Source organism: Candidatus Similichlamydia epinepheli, assembly GCF_003056015.1.
On record NZ_PPEU01000016.1, the window covers coordinates 1 to 15615 of the forward strand.

The 15615-nt window shown below is 41.6% G+C and carries 17 protein-coding genes and 1 tRNA gene; 10 read left to right on the forward strand and 8 right to left on the reverse strand.

Features of this window, described 5'->3' with window-relative positions:
• From fusA to rpsL, 3 genes are all read right to left on the reverse strand, one after another.
• Positions 1–1760 (reverse strand): elongation factor G (fusA, locus tag GCCT14_RS01670; protein WP_108623952.1); only part of this gene is annotated, 1760 nt, incomplete at its 3' end.
• Between the two features lie 36 nt (positions 1761–1796).
• Entirely contained in the window at positions 1797–2270 is a 474-nt protein-coding gene (gene rpsG / locus GCCT14_RS01675) for a 30S ribosomal protein S7 (protein ID WP_108623953.1), read from the reverse strand.
• A gap of 105 nt (positions 2271–2375) precedes the next feature.
• Entirely contained in the window at positions 2376–2768 is a 393-nt protein-coding gene (gene rpsL, locus GCCT14_RS01680; protein WP_108623967.1) for a 30S ribosomal protein S12, read from the reverse strand.
• A 157-nt stretch (positions 2769–2925) separates the two neighbouring features.
• Here rpsL and GCCT14_RS01685 point away from each other — a divergent pair.
• The 4 genes from GCCT14_RS01685 (at position 2926) to cgtA (ending at position 4774) form a co-directional block, all read left to right on the forward strand.
• A tRNA-Phe gene (locus GCCT14_RS01685) sits at positions 2926–2998 on the forward strand.
• Between the two features lie 166 nt (positions 2999–3164).
• Positions 3165–3497: a 50S ribosomal protein L21 gene (gene rplU / locus GCCT14_RS01690; RefSeq protein ID WP_108623954.1), complete on the forward strand. Its 333-nt coding sequence runs from the start codon at positions 3165–3167 to the stop codon at positions 3495–3497.
• A 1-nt stretch (position 3498) separates the two neighbouring features.
• A complete protein-coding gene (gene rpmA / locus GCCT14_RS01695) occupies positions 3499–3759 on the forward strand; it encodes a 50S ribosomal protein L27 (RefSeq protein WP_108623955.1) in 261 nt (86 codons plus the stop codon).
• A gap of 10 nt (positions 3760–3769) precedes the next feature.
• A complete protein-coding gene (gene cgtA / locus GCCT14_RS01700) occupies positions 3770–4774 on the forward strand; it encodes an Obg family GTPase CgtA (protein WP_108623956.1) in 1005 nt (334 codons plus the stop codon).
• On the opposite strand, the gene GCCT14_RS01705 is transcribed toward cgtA, so the two are convergent.
• Positions 4759–5571, reverse strand: a complete 813-nt coding sequence (locus tag GCCT14_RS01705) for a hypothetical protein (protein ID WP_108623957.1) — start codon at positions 5569–5571, stop codon at positions 4759–4761. The genes cgtA and GCCT14_RS01705 overlap by 16 nt on opposite strands.
• A 35-nt stretch (positions 5572–5606) precedes the next feature.
• Here GCCT14_RS01705 and GCCT14_RS01710 point away from each other — a divergent pair, with 35 nt between their 5' ends.
• From GCCT14_RS01710 to GCCT14_RS01725, 4 genes are all read left to right on the forward strand, one after another.
• Positions 5607–6581 carry a S49 family peptidase gene (locus GCCT14_RS01710; protein WP_108623958.1) on the forward strand — a complete coding sequence of 325 codons (975 nt, stop codon included), beginning with the start codon at positions 5607–5609 and terminating at the stop codon, positions 6579–6581.
• Positions 6578–7429, forward strand: a complete 852-nt coding sequence (locus GCCT14_RS01715) for a 5'-3' exonuclease (protein ID WP_108623959.1) — start codon at positions 6578–6580, stop codon at positions 7427–7429. Before GCCT14_RS01710 ends, GCCT14_RS01715 begins: the two co-directional genes overlap by 4 nt.
• A gap of 630 nt (positions 7430–8059) precedes the next feature.
• Positions 8060–9439 (forward strand): transcription termination factor Rho, encoded by a 1380-nt coding sequence (gene rho / locus GCCT14_RS01720; protein WP_108623968.1) that lies wholly within the window; start codon positions 8060–8062, stop codon positions 9437–9439.
• A 10-nt stretch (positions 9440–9449) separates the two neighbouring features.
• The gene (locus GCCT14_RS01725) at positions 9450–9980 is read left to right on the forward strand and encodes a CDP-alcohol phosphatidyltransferase family protein (RefSeq protein ID WP_157952467.1); all 531 of its coding nucleotides are present in this window, start codon (positions 9450–9452) and stop codon (positions 9978–9980) included.
• Here the strand turns inward: GCCT14_RS01725 and GCCT14_RS01730 are convergent.
• Positions 9960–11714 carry a LysM peptidoglycan-binding domain-containing protein gene (locus tag GCCT14_RS01730; RefSeq protein WP_157952468.1) on the reverse strand — a complete coding sequence of 585 codons (1755 nt, stop codon included), beginning with the start codon at positions 11712–11714 and terminating at the stop codon, positions 9960–9962. The two genes, GCCT14_RS01725 and GCCT14_RS01730, sit on opposite strands and share 21 nt — an antisense overlap.
• A 178-nt stretch (positions 11715–11892) precedes the next feature.
• Entirely contained in the window at positions 11893–12417 is a 525-nt protein-coding gene (locus GCCT14_RS01735; protein WP_157952469.1) for a hypothetical protein, read from the reverse strand.
• A 264-nt stretch (positions 12418–12681) separates the two neighbouring features.
• Between GCCT14_RS01735 and GCCT14_RS01740 the strand changes: the two genes are divergently transcribed.
• Together GCCT14_RS01740 and GCCT14_RS01745 are read left to right on the forward strand one after the other, a co-directional pair.
• Positions 12682–13704 (forward strand): hypothetical protein, encoded by a 1023-nt coding sequence (locus tag GCCT14_RS01740; protein WP_157952470.1) that lies wholly within the window; start codon positions 12682–12684, stop codon positions 13702–13704.
• A gap of 21 nt (positions 13705–13725) precedes the next feature.
• Positions 13726–14523 (forward strand): TatD family hydrolase, encoded by a 798-nt coding sequence (locus GCCT14_RS01745; RefSeq protein WP_108623964.1) that lies wholly within the window; start codon positions 13726–13728, stop codon positions 14521–14523.
• 6 nt (positions 14524–14529) lie between these two features.
• On the opposite strand, the gene GCCT14_RS05600 is transcribed toward GCCT14_RS01745, so the two are convergent.
• Entirely contained in the window at positions 14530–14625 is a 96-nt protein-coding gene (locus GCCT14_RS05600) for an AURKAIP1/COX24 domain-containing protein (RefSeq protein WP_108623965.1), read from the reverse strand.
• 90 nt (positions 14626–14715) lie between these two features.
• Positions 14716–15537 carry a DnaB-like helicase C-terminal domain-containing protein gene (locus GCCT14_RS01755; protein WP_108623966.1) on the reverse strand — a complete coding sequence of 274 codons (822 nt, stop codon included), beginning with the start codon at positions 15535–15537 and terminating at the stop codon, positions 14716–14718.
• Between the last annotated feature and the right edge of the window lie 78 nt (positions 15538–15615).

A 15615-nucleotide genomic window follows, 5' to 3' on the forward strand; every position in this document is an offset into this window, starting at 1 on the left:
CTAAACGCAATCTCACTTGAATCAACCTCGTGGAAAGAACCAAAAACGATGGACACTTGCACATCTACAAGAGGATATCCAGCAAGCACACCAGTCCCGAGTCCATCTTCAATCCCTTTTATGACCGCAGGAATATATTCTTTTGGAATGGCTCCGCACTTTATTTTGTTGAGAATTTCGTTTCCTTTTCCGGGTGGATTCGGTTCTATTTCAAGAACAACGTGCGCATACTGTCCTCTTCCACCGCTTTGCTTAACATATTTCATCTCGGAACGATTAGGTTTAGAAATCGTTTCTTTGTAAGAGACTTGCGGCTTGCCAACATTGGCTATTACTTTGAACTCTCGCACCATTCTGTCACAAAGAATTTCAAGATGAAGCTCCCCCATTCCAGAAATAATTGTTTGCCCAGTTTCTTCGTTAGTTGAAACGCGAAAAGTCGGATCCTCAGACGAAAGAGACGAAAGAGCCACAGAAAGCTTTTCTCGATCAGCTTTCGATTTTGGCTCAATAGCCATTGAAATAACTGGCTCCGGAAATTCTATTTTTTCAAGAAGGACTTGTGTACCTTCTTGACAAAGTGTGTCACCAGTAGTTGTAAATTTGAGCCCGACAAAAGCTGGAATTTCTCCGACAGTAGTCTTATCGAGATCTGTTCTATCGTTTGCATTCATTTGCAAAATGCGAGAAATTCTCTCTTTTTTTCCTTTCGATACATTGAATATCGCCGTGCCTTTTTCTAGCGTTCCGCTATAGATTCTGACATATGTAAGACGTCCGACGTGCGGGTCGCTCATAATCTTAAACGCTAATGCTACGAACGGACCGTTTGGATCTGGATTGAGTGTCTTTTCTTCTTCAGTACGAGGATCGAGCCCTTTCACCGCTCTACGATCAAGAGGGGAAGGAAGCCATAGGACTATGCAATCTAATAGCTGCTGAACTCCCTTATTTTTGAATGCACTTCCACAAAGAACAGGGATAATTTCTCCTGCAATAACGCCATTTCTAATTTGCTTCTGAATTCGTTCAATTGTAATTATTTCGGGATTGGACAAAAGGTCATCAAGAAATTCTGAGTCACCTGAACAGCTGGCAATCTCTTCCAACATATTCATTCTATGATGAAGACACTCTTTGACCATGTGTTCGGGAATGTCTCCAACGGAAAATTTTTTTCCTAAGTCATCTTCAAAAAAGATGGCCTTACCTTCAATCAGGTCTACGATTCCACGAAATTCTGCCTCTGCGCCTATCGGAACGTGAACCGGTACAGGAGTCGCTCCTAATTTTTCTTTGATGGAGTTGACTGCACCAAAAAAATCGGCCCCCATTCTATCCATCTTGTTCACAAACGCCAATCGAGGTACGCCGTACTTGTCTGCTTGTCGCCAAACTGTTTCAGTTTGAGGCTGTACTCCTGCAACAGCACATATGACGGCGCAAGCGCCATCAAGAACTCGAAGAGCACGCTCGACCTCCATCGTAAAATCAACGTGCCCAGGAGTATCAATAATATTTATTACGGAATTGCCCCAAAAAACTCGAGTCGAAGCTGAGGTAATCGTTATTCCTCTTTCTCGCTCTTGCTCCATCCAGTCCATGGTAGCGGAACCTTTGTGCACTTCACCCATTGCGTGCACGGACCCCGAATAGAAAAGAATCCTTTCTGTAAGAGTCGTCTTTCCTGCGTCAATATGTGCCATGATTCCAATGTTACGAAGCAAGGCTAGCTGGGGATCCTGTGAACTAGATGACATCTGATGTGTCCCTCTTAACTAAACTATCAACTAAAATTACCATTTATAGTGAGCGAATGCTTTGTTCGCTTCTGCAGCTCTGTGTGTCTCATCGCGCTTCTTTACACTTGTGCCTTGTCCGTTGTAAGCGTCTAGTAGTTCAAGAGCTAAAGCATCTTCCATGCTTCGACCAGGTCTGGAACGCGCAAAATGAATGATCCATTTGAATGCCATCGAGATTCTTTTATCAGCTGGAAGCTCAACAGGAACTTGGTAAGTAGCTCCACCTACCCTTCTTGACTTGACCGAAACGAGAGGCTTAACATTATCGATAGCTTGCTCAAACGCCTTTACCGGATCTTCTGAATTTATCTTGTGCGCAAGACTGGAAAGGGCACGGTAAACAATTCTTTGCGCAAGTGACTTTTTACCTTTCATCATGACACGATTGATGAACTTCGCCAAAAGTTGATTGGAGAACTCAGGATCCGGATTAATTTCTCTTTTTTCTGCGCGACGACGACGAGACATAGGCAGGCCTCTTAAAATCCATAATTTAATTCTTGAAAAGGGTGCCGAAACTTTCGTTTTGGCTGAGAAGGTGAAAAAACGTGAACATCTGTGACGTTAAGAACGTTATTTATTGGATGACGCCTTCGCAACGGGTCTTTTCGTTCCGTACTTAGATCGGCCTTTCATTCTGCCTTTCACCCCAGCACAATCCATCACGCCTCTCACTATGTGATAACGTACACCAGGAAGATCCTTAGTACGACCACCCCGTATGAGAACCATGCTGTGTTCTTGCAAGTTATGGCCTTCTCCACCAATATAAGCGATCACTTCTTGACCGTTCGATAATCGAACCCAAGCAACCTTTCTAAGTGCGGAGTTAGGCTTCTTCGGAGTTTTTGTTTTGACCTGAAGGCAAACCCCACGTTTTTGAGGGCACGACTGCAAAGCCGGCGCCTTTGATCCTCTTGTTTTCGATTGACGACCCTTTCGAAGAAGTTGGTTTTTTGTCGGCATCCAGAACGCTCCTGAAAGTGAAAAGACCTCAGAGAGGTTAACTTGTTCACAGAATATTTTCAATTCATTGATAGTGGTGTATTGACCGAAAAGAAATTGTAACGGATCGACCGCATTGCGCAGAAAGGCTGTGTAAGATTATCCTCCCACTCCCCTTGGCCAGGTAGCTCAGTCGGTAGAGCAAAGGACTGAAAATCCTTGTGTCACCGGTTCGATTCCGGTCCTGGCTAATTTCTTAGAGTGAATTTTATTCTAGTCCATTCTCTTGTACGTTTGTCGCTCCTTAGGTTGTAAAGTTTGACAATCTCCATTGATCATGTTTAAACTGGTCGACTTGTTTTGTGTTTTCTTTGTTTTGATTGCGCATTGTTTTTTCATTAGTCGGGGGCGTGTCGGATGGATTTAGTGTATGCTGTTGCACGCACGGGCGGAAAGCAGTACAAATTTGAGACTGGTCGGTGTGTTGATGTTGAGTTGTTGCAGGCAAAGTCTGGTGATATTCTTGAGCTGTGTGATGTGCTAGCAATTCGAGAAAAAGATGGAGGTCTTTTAGTTGGCTCGCCTGTTATTCCAGGCGCTCGCATAATTGTGCGAGTCGTTGGGGATGTTGCCGGTGAGAAGTTGGTGTTTTTTCGTTACAAGAGAAGAAAAAGGTGTCGTAGGCGTTTGGGCCATCGTCAGAAGTATTCTCGCATCGAAGTTCTAGAGATTCTTAGAGGAGTGGACTGAAATGGCTCACAAGAAAGGTCAGGGGTCTACAAGAAATGGAAGGGATTCTCTTCCCAAGTACCTCGGAGTAAAGGTTGGAGATGGCCAGCTTGTTTCGGCCGGTAGTATACTTGTTCGTCAACGTGGTACAAAGTGGCATCCTGGTAAAAATGTCCGCAGGGGATCTGATGACACTCTTTTTGCAATGATCCTTGGCCATGTGCGTTTTGTACGTAGAAAAAAAGTGTTTCTTGAAGTTTGCCCTTTAAATTCGGATTCTTGATCTTTTCCTGATGTCTTTCTTTGTTGATGAAGTAGAAAGTGTACGGTGGATATCTGGACGTGGTGGCGACGGCGCCATTTCTTGGGTTCGTGAAAAGAGAATTCCGAAAGGAGGTCCTGGAGGAGGGAATGGAGGGTCCGGGGGTTCAATCATTGTGCGTGCCTCTTCTCATGTTAATTCTTTGCATGCTCTGTTGGAAAAGCCAGTTATTCGAGCAGAGGATGGAAGAAAGGGTGGTTCAAATGGGTGCAGGGGTTCGGATGGAAGGGACCTAGTTCTTGACCTCCCTAATGGAACTGTCATTTGGGATTGTGAAGATGACTCTCTATTAGCGGACGTGTGCTGTTCATCTGTTCCAATTGTCGTTTGTAAAGGAGGCCGTGGTGGGAAGGGCAATTTGGTTTTTCGCTCTCCAACCAATCAAGCTCCTTGGTCAAAAACTGAAGGCAGTCCTGGCGAAGAACGAACAGTTAGATTAGAGGTTCGTTCCCTTGCCGATGTTGGTTTGGTTGGGTTGCCAAATGCGGGTAAGTCAACACTGTTCTCGTCTTTGACAGGAATTCCAGTACGTGTAGGAGCCTATCCTTTTACGACAATTGTTCCAAATCTGGGGGTTCTTTCGACTCATTTTGGCACCTGGACCCTTGCTGATGTTCCAGGTCTTATCGAGGGGGCTCATTCAGGAAGAGGTCTCGGTCATCGTTTTCTACGACATATCAATAGAGTTAAAGTTCTCCTGTTTGTGATTGAATTGCGTGAAGATCGTTTAGATATGGAGCGAGATCTTGATCTTCTTTTGGGTCAGTTGAGAGCATACGACGATTCTCTTCTTAAAAAAGAATCTTTTTTGCTTTTGAATAAAGTAGATTGTTATGGAGCGTCTGAGGAAATTATCTCTTTTTTTAGTCAAAGGTACGACTTTTCTGGTGTTTTTACCGTTTCAGGTATGACTAGTGAAGGGCTTTCTGTGATAAGGGAAGTTTTGGAAAAAATGCTATTTCAGTTTAAGTCGTAAACAGATCCAGTTAATCCATTGAGATAAATAGTCTTCCTTTCTCCTTTTTGCTCAAACATCATGAGATATATGGGCACAAAAATCATTCGGTACGATTGGACTTTCAGTTGCTGATCTTCGAACAACACCTCCATTAGTCGCGCTATCTCTTTGTCTGAAAATTGTGCTCGAAAAGCTAAAAAGTTGTCACAAGGGGCATAAGAAAGAGATCTGTTCGTATCAGTAAAAGGTTTGTTGGGCCACTTAGGTTGCTTGATGTGAATTTGTAAAAGGGAATTTTTCTTGATAAGTAATCCTTTTTCTAAGCAGCGATCTACAATTAGTGAAGCTTGTTTCATTTCTTCTGGTGTATGAGTTTGTTTGATCAATTGATCTAGAGAAGTTGGACGTCTTTTTCGTACAAGTTCTTTAAGCAATCGCATTTCCTCTACGCCAACTTTTCCACGAAGGCAATCTCCTAACCCGTGCGTTTTTTGCCAAGTTTTTGTGCTCACTACCATTTCTCCATTATGTAGGGACCATAATGCCATTTTCTCTTCAGTAGTGAGAGGTTTTGGACTATACTTAACCTTAAGTTCGATGTAGGGAATTAACTCCCGTTTCATTTCAAGCAGAATTGCTTGAGGATGTTTTTTATGAAAGAATTGGGAGAGGCTTTCGTTGGTTTGGGTCGAGATAAATAGCTCGTAGTAGGGCCGTTTAGGAGAAATGAATTCCATCAAGAAGTGAAGTGGAAGTTCTTCGCATATGTATGTGTATCCTATAAAGACAAGTCCTAAAATCCAGACAAGACGCATAAAAACTCCTAAGTTTAATACGTAGGGAAGGCGTTATGAAGTGCTACCTGGATTCATTTTTTAGTGCTTTTTCAAGGGCAGCTGGATGGCTATTTGGCCTGCTTGTGAGCTGCTTGTTTATTTCTGGATTGGTGTTGTTTCTTTTTTCTAAAGCCCCTCTGAGCTCGGGGGGTAAATACGCCTTGTACACCTCTTCTAATTCAAATGGGGTTTTTTTAGAGCCGAGTCTAGATAGATCTATATTCCTTGAAATTTCCCTTCGAGGAGAAATGAATGGACGTTCTCTTTCGAGACATGATGTTGAGGGGGCTCTCGACTACGCAACTAACTTAATTTCTGATAAATGGAGAGGCGTTGTTGCACTTATTATTCAGGTGGATTCTCCAGGTGGTTTGGCAAAAGAAGGGTTTGATCTTTTCGATTGCTTAAAAGTGTGGAAGGAAAGAGAGCAGATTCCTGTCTATGTGCTTGTTAATGGGATCTGTGCTTCCGCGGCTTTTTTCACCAGTTGTGTTGCTGATCGAATTTTTGCTGATTCGATATCTCTAATCGGTTCCATTGGGGTTGTTTCTCCATGTATTTCATTCGGAGAAACATTGGAAAAGCTAGGAGTCGATGTGAAGTTGATTAGTGCAGGTACTGGCAAGACGGATCTGAATTATCTTCTCCCATTGGAAGAAGAGGGCATAATTCGACGACAAAGTTTAGTTGATCAAATATATGACAAGTTTCTAAGACACGTTTCTTTATACCGAAAGGTCCCAATAGAGAAGTTGCGTGAAGAAATAGGCGCTTCTGTCTTTCTTCCTGAAGAAGCATTTGAATTGGGATTGATAGACGAAATTGTTACAGGTCGAGCTGGGTGCTTGCGTTCTATAGAGAGTTTGCAAGGCACTTCAGATGCATCTGTTGTACGAGTTGAAAAAGTATCAACCTTTCCGTCCATGGTTGAAACTTGGTTTTCTTCACTTGCCACATCCAATCTTCTGTCTTGCTTTTCTTTTCGATGAGTGAGTCTCTTCCCTCTTTTGTAGTTGATGCATCGGGGATATTGTTTCGTTCTTTTTTTGGAATGCCTCCTCTGAGAAATCAAAAAGGAGAACCTACTGGTGCTCTTTTCTCCTTCGTTCGTTTTTTAATTCGTTTAAAGGACGATTTCCCTGGATCTCCTGTTGTAATTGTGCTGGATGGCCCTAATAATAAGAGACGCAGGCGTGAAATTTATCCCACATACAAAGAAGATAGAATAGAGTTAGATCCTGATCTTTATGCTCAAATAGGTGAAGTTCCGTATTTGTGTGATTGTTTTGGGATTTCTTGTCTTTCTATTGAGGGAGAAGAGGCTGATGACGTAATAGGCAGTGTCGTCAAGGAACGCAACAGGGAATTCCGTGTTGTCTCTTTTGATAAGGACTTATGTCAACTTGTCTCTTCAAATCTCCAGATCGTTCGTCCAAAAAAAGAATGGGTTTTTTTAGATGAAAAAGGAGTTATGGCTGAATACGGTGTTCTCCCTGAGCAAATTCCTGCATGGTTAGCCATCGTAGGGGATGCTTCGGACGGGCTACCAGGAATACCTGGGCTTGGACCAAAAACAGCCTCTTCTATTCTAGAGGAGCATGGAACTCTTAGTAGGGCAATAGAATCTTGTTCACTATCTAACAGAGTGGGGAAGCTTCTTTATCAATATCGAGAACAAGCTCTTTTCTTAGAAAAGTTTACACATTTGATAGATACAGTTTCGCTTCCAAGTTTTTTTTGGAAATGTCCTTTACCAAAGCCAGAGCTGGAAGAATGGTTGAGAGAAAAAGGTTTTAGTTCGTTTTTAAGAGTTCTTTTCAATAGTTTTTCCACTTGACTCTACAGACCTTGTTTGGGAGAAAATAGCTAGTTCGTTAGAATATGTAACTTGCCCTGGCCGTCTCGCTTCGAGAGTTGGGAGCGGCATTCGCGAGTTTTGGTCTCATTCCCCTCGAAGGTTGTTTTTCGTTGGTTTCTTTTTTTGGTTGGTTCGTTTTCCGAATTCGGGGAGTTTTGAGTTGTTTCTAGGAGAGCGTTAATTTTTGGAGAATTTAGCCTCCTCTTCGAGCATTTATGGTAGACCAAGTCATTTTTCTGTCGATGAAGTTGTTCATCTTCTCTTTCTGTCATTTAAGGGACTTACATGAATTCCAGATCTTTCAATCCAGAGTCTCCGTCTTCGGACCCTCTCTCAAAACATGCAGGAGCGAAAGTTGCTTGTGACGAGCGTTCAAGGGAAAATCTTCTTGTACCACCTTCTGTACTCGTCTCTCCTTCTTCAGGGCAAAGACGACCTTCTCCTAAGGAGAATGTAATGGCTAGATCTCGTTCAATTGAGAAATCAATTGATAGAGGATCTGATAAACTTTCCTCTGAAAGGAGAGAACGTAGACCAATTCCTAGAAGGCCAAAATCTGATCGAACATCTTCTTTAGGAAGTCATGGACAAACGTTTTCTTCTGATCGAATGTATTCAGGTGGTGTTCGTGACCAACAAGAAGACCGTTGCCGTTTGATTCGTATTGTTCCAGAGGACAATGGTGGTTCTTCATCTGCCGATGAGTCGATCTCTTCTTCTGATAGACCGACAAGAATAACAAGAATTGCTGATCTTCAGAGAATGAATGTAGAGGGATTGCATGCTTTCGCTAAACAGATTGGATTCCGTTTTACTGGATCTTTAACAAAATCTCAGATGGTATTTGAATGTGTTAGAGTTCTTTGTGAGCGCCCTGACGAAGTTTTAGTTTGTGAAGGCGGTCTTGAAATTTTGGCCGACGGATTCGGTTTTCTTCGTTCCCCAAACTATAACTATCTCTCTTCTGCCGAAGATATTTATGTTTCTCCTGCTCAGATACGTCGTTTCGATTTGAGGAAGGGAGATACCGTTTCTGGCACTGTTCGTCCACCAAAAGACAAAGAAAAGTACTTTGCACTTCATCAAATTGATAAAATCAATGGCAAGGGAACTGCGGAGTTACGTGATCGTATTTTATTCGAGAATTTGACTCCTTGTTACCCGAGTGAGAGATTGGTTATGGAGACGACCAGAGACGTCTTCGCAACACGTGTTATTGATTTAATCAGCCCACTTGGAAAAGGTCAGAGAGGAATCGTTTTAGCTCCGCCTCGATCTGGTAAAACTGTCATGTTGCAAAATATAGCCAGAGCTATTGCAACGAATCACCCAGAGGTAACTCTTCTCGTTTTACTCATTGATGAGAGACCTGAAGAGGTAACTGACATGTTAAGAACCGTTAAGGGAGAAGTGGTTGCATCGACCTTCGATGAGACTCCTGAGCGGCACGTACAAGTAGCTGAGATGGTAATTGAAAAAGCGAAAAGATTAGTGGAAGTAGGTCACGATGTTGTGATCCTACTGGATTCCCTTACTCGTTTGACAAGGGCGTACAACACAGTACAGCCACACTCTGGTAAAATTTTGTCTGGTGGAATTGATGCGAACGCTCTTCATAAGCCTAAAAGATTCTTCGGAGCAGCTAGGAACATCGAGGAGGGAGGGTCCCTTACTATTTTTGCAACGTTATTAGTTGAGACTTCATCTAGGATGGACGAAGTGATTGCAGAAGAATTTAAGGGGACTGGTACAACTGAGCTCTGTCTAGAGAAAGCGCTCTCTGACCGTAGGATTTACCCTGCAATTGACATTGTTCGTAGCGGCACACGTAAAGAAGAGATGCTCTATCATCCTAGTGAGTTAGAAAAAATTTATATCTTACGTCAAGCGACCACTGAGCTGTCAGTAATCGATGCTATGAATCTTCTTTTGGGCCGTCTTAGAAAGACCAACAGTAATGTGGAGTTTCTTCTTTCTTTGAAAGATTGAACGGTGGTCCGTGAGTGCGTTTATTTTAAGAATTAAGAGGTCTCTTCCTCATCTTGTGACATCCTCTCGTTTTTTGTGTGCTGGGATTATCCTTTCTGAGGTTGATAGTTCTGTTAAGGAAAAACTGTTTGTTATTGGGTTCTTTTCGGATGGAATAGACGGATTCTTGGCGCGACGCTGGAATGTCTCTTCACCTATCGGCGCTCTTTTTGACGCTTTGGCTGATCGGGCTCTTTTTTACTCGGTTATTTGTCATTTTTCAACATCCATCTCTGAAGCACATCTTCACCATTTGCTCATATTTCCATTAAGGGATGTTGCCCTTCTCTTTTATTGGATTCTTTGGGCTATTAGGAGGAGCAGAGAACAGTCGTCTGCTTGTCTACAAAGATCTATGTTGTCTGGGAAGATTTTAACTTTTTTTCAGGCAATTTTGGTTGTCGCTCTTTTTCATGAATTTCAACTTGGATGGTGGTGGTTCTTCTCGCATTTATCCATTACTTTTTTAACTGTAATTGAACTAGCGAGATTTCTTTATTAAATTTTTACATGACTTTTTATCATCACGAGGTACTGGAATACTTATGAGATCCCCTTCTTGAAAAGGCTCACTCTGTTTTGGATTCGCGTGAAGAATATTTTCTACTGACACGTCGTATTTTTGAGCTAGAGTGCATGCACTTTCTCCTTTCTTCACTAAATGAAGACCTTTGATTTGGATTTCTTTCGGATGAAGATCGTTTTCTTCTTCTAAAAAGATAAAAATTTGTTTCAACTTGGCAAGTTTTCTACCTGCAACTAATTTTTTTTGGTGGACTTTAGAGAGTTTCTTATTGTTCATTTTCCCATTGAGAAGAAACTCTTCTAACCTTTTTTCAAGGCAAGTTCGAAATTCTTTCAGTTCGTCCTCGGCTTCATTCATCTCTTGTTTCAGTTCTTTTAGCAGATGGATTGCTGGATCAAAACTTTGTAACTTTCGAAATCTTTCTTTAAACCCTTTGTGTTGGTTAGAAAATTGCTTAAAAGATTTTCTAAGGACATCTATTTTTTCTTGTTGCTTGAGGTCGGATGCTTTTTCTTCAATATTATCTTTCTTGTCTTTTGGTTCAGGAGATTGCTGTTTGTCCTCATCTGTTCTTTGTGTAGGTTCAATTGACTTCTCAGCTAACAAATTTTCTGAAGCGGGTTCTACTTCTGTAGGAGTAGAATGTTCGTGAGTCTGCTTTTCTAAGCTAGGTCTTTCTACTGGTTTGAGGGGACTCTTATATGAGAAATTATCAGTTGGTTTTTTATCTTCGACTTCTTCTGAAGGTGGTTCATCTCCAATAAGAAACCAGTCAGGTAGCCTCCTTTGAGCTAACAGAAATCCTTCAAGTCGATCCTTAGATTTTTGAAAATCATTCCACTCAAGTTGCAAATCAGCGCGTAATTTCCTTAGGAGATTCTTAGAAATGGTTGATCTTTCATTTGATAAGAAGAAAGTGATCTCATCATAGACAGATTTCACACGGTAAATCGACTCGTTCGCCCTATCGTATATGAGCGCAAGATCATCTGAAAGTTGCTTATGAATTGCTGCTAGGCAAGAGGAGACATTCTTTTTCATACACTGAGCTAGAAAAGAATCGGTCTCCTCTATTTTATCAAGCAATACTTTCCATTCCTTTTGTAAAGTTTGAACGTTTTCTGATAAGTTCTGTAGCTCTTCTTTAACCTCACTAACGTAAACCTTATCATTTTGTGAGCGCTTAGCGAGTTCGTGGTCAAGTCGAATGGGAACAGGGGAAGCTTCTTCGCTTATATTATCCTTTTTAACCGGATCATTAGAGTGGGACTCTTCCGTTTTTATAGATTCTTTAGGAGATAGCGGATTTTCTTCTTTTTTGTTCTTCTTTTCTTCTTTACCGATTAAACCTTGCCTCACTTCGACGATCAAATCTTGAATGTCTTTTCTGACCTGGTTTAGCTCCTTTTGCTTAACGAAATTTGGTGAGATTTTGATCTTTTTAAGAAGAATCTCAACTCTACGAATGTTTTTTTGTAATTGATCCAATTTGGCAGGAAATTTTTTCTCTACTTTTGCCTTCAATTGTATCAAAGCTGAAAGAAGCTTTTGAAGCCTCAGGCGCATCCCTTCAGCGCTGGTCTTCTCCTCCTCTTTTTCGTTCCCCTTTTTATGGGCGAGCGAACGGGGTTCATTGAAGGATTTTTCAGCGGTGAAACAGGATACCCAACTTGCAATCAAGAGAAGAGTGAGAAGGACTCTTTTAGACATCATATCGAATGTTTCTCCAGCTACAATAGGTTGTCTCAGACCAAAGTACGGCTTCCCTACGATTCGAAATGGAACAGAACTCGCTCTGTCTTTCACTCAGTATGAGGGATAGGAACCATCTATAATCCGTAGACTTTTTGTGAACCACCCTTATCTTTTCAAGGTTTGATTATCGTTTTCATGAAGTTTTGACTTTTTTATATTGAATTTCGACAGCCTGCCTCACACGTAGAAAGAGTGAGCGAATTTGAGCCATCAGAGATTCAACTCTTCTTTTGGACCAAAAATAACAACAAAAAGTTATTAACCAATTGGTGGCCCCCAAGATCAAAAAGGAAATGGCTAAGCGATAGTTAGCCGATGGTGGCAACTCTAATCCGTCCCAGGCATACAATAAAGAATGTAAAAATCCAATTATAGCCACTCCAGGAGCGAAGCGCATCAGGAAGAGGAAAGGCGATAATTTGACTTCAAATTTGTGACGTGTCTCATCAAGAGCCCATAGAATTCTTTTCTCAATAAGGGAAATATCTTCATTGGAAAGATGGCCACCCTCTTTGGTGCATGAACTGTTTTTCTGAATCAGCAATAAACAGGCACTGTAAAAATCTTCATAGATTGATTGTAGTACAGAGTGAATCAAAATATTCTTTTTTAGAAGCTCAAATGGACGGTCCTGGGCTTCTCGTATGTAGAAAGACATCTCCTTTTTCGTGATGAGGCATCTTCTCAAATGCAGGAAGCTTCTCATGAACAACAAGAAAGTGGTAGGGAGAAGTAAGATAAGCAAAAAAAAGATACCTTTTGAAAAGAATCCAAAAGGGCAAGAGAGAGAAAAAAGAAAATCGATCTTCATGATTCCGATTTATTTGAATACGATTTAACAAACGTCTCAACCAAGAGAGAGGTCTATGGGGTTAATCTTTTTCCCGCTAAACTTCAGTTCAACTCTTCGCTAGGAGAAAATATGTTTAGGCAAGTAGTTAGATTATTAGCTGCTTATTGTGTCTTCTTAACCGGAATCGCTGTATGCAAAGAGACCACCCACGTGGCCCATGTTTCATTAGGCGACTTAGCCAATGGGACTTTTTTACCAGTTTCCCTTTCTTTTAGTTTCTCCTTTTATTATCTCTCGCTTCTTTTAGGCATGTTCGGTTGCGGTTTCATCGTTCGCCTTATTCATTTGATTGGACCGGTTGAATGGGGAGTCACTTTTCAGCTCTTTTCTATTTTTGGACTGCTCGAACGATTTATCGTTGCAGGAATTGTTCTAGTATCAACACTTGCTGCCGGGATCTTTTTCCAGCTGCTAATATATTTCACAAACCCAAAAGTACTAATTGAGAACTTTTCACCTTATCACGCAGCATTTTTTTCGGCCGTTTGTATTCTTTTTGTTGGATGCGCTACCCATGTTTTCCTAGAGGGGCCACGTGTATCTTCTACGCATGAAAAGAAAGATTTTTTGCCCACATTGTTGTCTGTTTTCCTTAAGACATTCATTCAAACATTCGTGGTCTTTCTTTTTTCGATGCCACTCATCAAAGGTTTTTTATTTGATTTAGTCTCAAAAGGATTTTTTTACCTTTGGCCACTTCACCTCTCTTTTGGTCTAGGCCTTCTTGCGCCTAGCCTATCTGACGTGTTTTTTGGTCAGATGTATGATGGCGGGGTTTGGGGATCAGTCAAGCGATGGGTGCATTCTCTTTCAGGTTGGCTTTTCCTAATGGGAGCTATCTTTTTTGGTAAAACTTTTTCTGAAACTGTCTATTTCCCCTCAACAGTTTGGTCCCTTTGCTTAACTTCTTATCTAGTTTCCCTCTGCATATTTTGTTCAAAAGAATTTGTTAACCCATTCGTATCGTGGATGTGGGTCGTAATAGCAGTAATTGTTGTAGTCGCTTTTTTTGTACTAGAACGAAGTGAGTTATTCGTTCAAAACATCGGGATTCATCCAGTTCATGATCAGTTCAGTTTTGCTTTTCCTTAATGCACAAGCCTTCCGTTAATTATGAATTTAATTGATACACATATACATTGGGCAGACGATAAGCTGTGGCCAGCCCATTCACGCGTGAAAGAGGCTATACTTCACGGTGTAACGTCCATGATAAACATTTGCCTCTCCTCCTCGGATTTGGAGAGAGGTGTCGAATTGCAGAAATGTTATCCATCAGAAATCAAGCTCGCTGCCGCTCTCCATCCGGCTGAGGTTTACCGAAAAGATAACGTTTTTTGGGAAGAAGTCGTTCAAAAAGCGAAAAGTGGAATGCTGCATGCTATAGGTGAGACCGGAATAGACTTATTTCATAAATCCGTCACACTGGAAGAGCAACAAAGACGATTTCTACTCCACATGGAACTCGCCATTGAAACTGACTTGCCAATTATCGTCCATTCCAGGAACGCTCTAGCTCATGTATTGGAAATGCTAGATCGTCACTACCTTAATCATACAAAAAGTAGACCTGGGGTCGTCCATTGCTTTAGCGGTGGAAAGAACGAATGCAAGGAAATTATCAAAAGAGGATGGCTGATAGGAATAGGCGGCTGCGTAACTTTCAAGAAGTCAACGGAGCTACGCGAATGCATGAAGGAAGTAGACTCAAGCTCATACGTTCTTGAAACAGACGCACCATACCTAAGTCCAGAGCCTAACAGGAAGAGAACAAACGAAAGCAAATTCCTTCCCGAAATCGCTCACTTCCTGGCAAATCTGCGAGGAGAACCAGTAGAAAAAATCGTTGAAGACACGTCGCGTAACGCCACGGCCCTCTTCGATCTCGGCAATCTTCCCAAAGGAAGCTAAGCAAAACTACTTGTATTTGTGCTTGTGCCGGTCCCGCCTGCGCCTTTTTTTGCGCTTGTGCTTATTCATTTTGTGTCTGCGTTTCTTTTTGACCGATGACATAAACGTCCTGTCTTTTGTCCTTGCTAAGCAAAAAGGAGTCAAGCGATAGGCAGTCTACGCTTTGTTCTTTTTTTTAGAAACAAGAAGCAGTCAACTTGGTGAGAAATCTTGGAATTTTTTAGGTGAAGGAGCTGTTCTCTCATCTCTGTTTGCGGGGCTGTGTTCTTCTCTAAATAGATTTGCAAATTGAGCTAATCGCGCTCGGTAGGCTAGCTCGACTTGACCTGTCATTCCGTAACGATTTTTAGCAATTATGATTTCCGCTGATCCAGGTCGATCGTTTGGGTCGTAATACTCTCTTCTCAATAGAAAAAGAATTATGTCTGCATCTTGCTCGATGCTGTTGTGAACGACAAATTCGTTTGCTATGAAATTGTGATTTGGTGTCACAGTTAAATCAAATACAAATTCTTTTCCGTCTGGCTTTATTTCTGAAACCCTGTCCCAAACTATGTTTCGATGCTGGTCAATGCACGTGACCTCTTCTCCAGTTTTCATTTCATCCAGTCGAACCCATCTGTTTTTCAATAGGAAACGGTGGTTAGCAGTGGCTCGTATTTTTCTTCCTCGTTCAGTCTTCAAAAGAAAAATATTTTTTTCCCCGTTTTCCCATTTGTGCACAACTTCACCTAAACAGTGACTAGGACTCTTAAGAGGGTTATTCACAGACCAGATTCCTTGTTGAGGTTGAATTTGATCTAACCTTTGCATGTCATTTTCAAAAGAGATTTTTGTTTCTCCTGTTAAGCATCCAGATTCTCTTAAATCGCTCATAATTGGCCTGTGTCCAGGCCTTTCTTCGACTTTGCGTGACAATTGCGCTAAACAGAGCAAAGGGATGTGCAATTCCCTAGCTAGATTTTTCATCATTCTAGAAATTTCGGATATTTCATTTTGCCTGCTTTCGACCACTCAGCCATCTTTCCAAAGCCGCTTGAGTGTGCCAGGAAAACCATTTTTCGTGTACCTTCGCCTATCCTTTACATAAGA